This is a genomic window from Micromonospora sp. NPDC051296, from assembly GCF_040682255.1.
Taxonomy (GTDB): Bacteria; Actinomycetota; Actinomycetes; order Mycobacteriales; family Micromonosporaceae; genus Micromonospora; species Micromonospora craterilacus.
Window position 1 is genome coordinate 1 of sequence record NZ_JBFBAO010000541.1, and the last position, 3,267, is coordinate 3,267.

Below are 3,267 nucleotides of genomic sequence, written 5' to 3' on the forward strand. Positions count from 1 at the left end.
GCTGCTGCGCACCACGCTGCTCGGCCCGCTGCTGGGCATCGTGAAGCGCAACCTCGGCCGCGGTCTGCGCGACCTGGCCCTCTACGAGATCGGCATGGTTTGCCCATCACCACGCTCTTCTCGAACTTGGCCTCGGCGTCCTGGAGCTTCGTCTCGGCCTTCTGAACGTCCTTCTCAGCCTTTTCCACGGCCTTTGCTGCCGCCTCGGCCTGCGCCTGAGCAGCACCGCAGTCCAGCGGCGGGTTACCGGGTCCCTCGGGTGCTTCGACGACGAAGGACTTGATGATGCCGTGGCGACCGCCGTGGGTCAGTGCGGCCCAGACGGTGCCTCCTTCGGGAAGGCTGATCGGCTCGGTGTAGGCGACGGCACCCTGGAGGTCGGCCGGTGCCGCGACTCCGGGCTCGGCCACCACGTAGGAGATCGTGTACGCCGGGTCGGTAACCGCGACGCCGCTGCCGGCCTTGCTGAGCGTGACGACCTTTTCCGCGACGTCTCCGGCGACCTCGCTGCCGCGGAAGTCGTGGATCACCGCACCGCCACCGGTGCTGCCGGTGATCACCGTGGTGCCGTTCAACACGTAGTCACTGCGGTAGAGCGCGGTGTTGGTGTTGGTGATCGTGCTGTCGGTGATCGTGAACAGCGGTCCTGCGTTGTAGGCGTAGATGGTGCGGGCGCCCTTGCCGCTGACCGTGGACCGGTCGACTGTGACGGTCGGGCCGGAGCCTTCGATGACGATGACGCCCTGCGAGCCGGACATGGTGGCGTCCGACCGGATCGTCGCGTCCTCGACCGCGAGGTGGCCCCGGTTGCGCAGCATGAAGAACGCCGCCAGCGCGGTGCTGTCGGTGCTCTGCACGACCGTCAGGTTCGGGCCGATCGTCAGCGCCGCACCGTCCACGTTGAAGTAGACGTTGCCGACCGCGGTGAGCGTGGTCGGCTTGTCCGCTTCGAGGCGGATCTTGCCGGCGTCGACCTTGATCGCACCGCCCTGGTCGTCGGCAACGAGGTCATCGGTGATCCAGATCGTGTCCTCTGCGCTGCCGATCTCGGCGATCCGGAAGCGGAGCTCCTCGATGCTCGCGGCCCGGAACTGCTTCGCCGCCACGAGCGGGTTGAGAAACTTGATGGCGGTGGTGAGGTCGGCGATCGCGGCGTCGACCTTGGTTTGCGACGCGTACGGGTCGGCCATCACGGCACCGGCGGCGTCGATGGTCCCCGCGAGGAACTGGTAGCTGTACGGCGTGTGGCTGGCCGGGTTCGGGGCGTTCTCGCCCGTCACCGTGGCCAACAGCTCCGCCAGTGGCGCCTTGTTGGTAAAGGGCAACGTGTTGACCTGGCCGGCCAGGCCGGCGAGCTGCGGGTAGGCCACGGCAGAGCTGGTAGCCGGCTGCCACGCCCACGCCGTCCCGAAGTCCCAGCCAAGACCCTGGTAGGTGCCCTGGACGGTGAGATCGGCCTGGGTGAGCTCGCTGATGCCGCGCTGCTCGGCCTTGGTGCCAGTCAGCGGCACGTCGGCCCACACGACGTTGTCGGCCACACTCGCCCCGGCGGCCGCGGAGGCGAACAGCTTGCCGGCCGTCGAGCCGCTGACGGCGCGGTTCGCCGCGACGATGCCGCGGAGCACAGCGTCGGCGGACTGTACGTCGCCGACCGCGCCACCGGCATCCCCGGTGGTGATCACCGCGCCGGCCGCGAGACTGCGCTCGACGGTCGACGCGCTGGTGATCCCACCGACCAGGCCAGCCGCGGTGGCTTTGGCATCGAGGTTCACCGTCGCGTAGGAGTCCTTCACGGAACCACCGTCGAGCACGCCGATCAGGCCGCCCGCAGTGTCCTGGGCACCGGCGATCTTGCCGGCGACGAACACCCGCTCCAGGGTGCCGCCCTCGACCACGCCGGCGACGCCGCCGACCGGGCCCTCGGTGTCGCGGTAGTCGACGTCGACGAGCCCCAGGTCGCGAACCACACCGCCGGCACCGAGCCGGCCCACGAAACCGGTGGGCGCCGGCGCGTCAGCGAGCTCCCAGCCCTGGTCGTATCCGAGGTTGAGGCCGGTGATCGAGTGACCCGCGCCGTCGAAGGTGCCGGTGAAGGCCGGGCCGGCCTCCTTGGCGTTCGCGGCCGGCAGACCCAGCGGGCGGAACCCGCGCAGGTGCTGCAGGTCGATGTCCTTGGTCAACACGTAGTGGCCGTCCAGCGGCAACTGCCCGAACCCGTCACCGAAGTTGTTGCTCACGTACATCAGCTGCTGGGCGGTGCTGATCTGGTAGCTGCCCTCGACCAGGGGCGGGAAGTCCTTGTCGAGCACGGGCTCGGGAGAGACCGGCGGCACCCAGTCCGCCAGTGCGGAGGGCAGCGACTGGGTGATCTCGAAGGTGTCGTTGACGCTGTAGACGCCGGTGCGGGGATCGCGGCTGGTGGAGGTGATCGCGATCCGCTCCGGGGACACCGAGACGGTCTGGTAGCTGGCTTCCTGGTTGTCCTTGTAGACCGACGTGTATCGACCCGCGATCGCCGGGTTCCACGTGTAGCCCTGCCCGTCGCCGGCTGCGGCACCGGTGACGTACGTCGTGCCCTTGCCGTCCCCGACGACCAGGTCGTTCTTCATCGGGTGGGTGCGCAGGTACATGCCGTCGTGCCCGGAGATCGCCAGATCGATGCCGGCCTGGTCGAACGCCTTGGTGATCTCCAGGTAGTTCGACGGGTGGTTACGCCGGCCCAGGTAGGGGCCGTGGTGGTAGGCCGCGATCTTCCACTTCGCGTCGGACGCCTGCACGACCGTCTTCAACCAGTCCAGCTGCGGCCGCAGCTCGGACAGCTTCAGCTGGTCGAAGTGGTTGAGCACCACGAACAGGGCATCGCCGTACTCGAAGTAGTAGGCGGTGTTACCCAGCTTCTTGGCCTCCTCGCCGACCGCGGTCGGCTGGCTCCCGGCGGCCCCGAAATAGGCCGGGCCGTTGGGGGGGATGTTGGTACGAGCCGCGAAGTTGGTGAAGTACGGGTCGGGCGACTCCCAGTCGAGGTAGCCGTCGCTGGGATTGCCCTCGTACTCGTGGTTACCGATCGTGAAGTACGTCGGGACGCTCGCCGCGCGAGACTCCAGCGCCTTGAAGAAGCCGTCCCACTGCTCGGACTTGTAGCTGTTGTTGACCTGGTCACCGGTGAACAGCATGAACGCCGGGTCGGGCACCTCGGAGAAGGCCCGGTCCATCGCCGGGACCATCGTCTCCACGTAGCCCTTGTAGTCGTTCATCTGCGTGTCGGTG

At 68.3% G+C, this 3,267-nt stretch carries 2 pseudogenes; one reads left to right on the plus strand and one right to left on the minus strand.

Annotated features, from left to right (window positions below):
• A pseudogene (locus tag AB0M52_RS32505) lies at positions 1–100 on the plus strand (hypothetical protein); the annotation flags it as partial.
• 2,593 nt (positions 101–2,693) lie between these two features.
• Here AB0M52_RS32505 and AB0M52_RS32510 read toward each other — a convergent pair.
• A pseudogene (locus tag AB0M52_RS32510) lies at positions 2,694–3,254 on the minus strand (metallophosphoesterase); the annotation flags it as partial.
• Positions 3,255–3,267 lie beyond the last annotated feature (13 nt).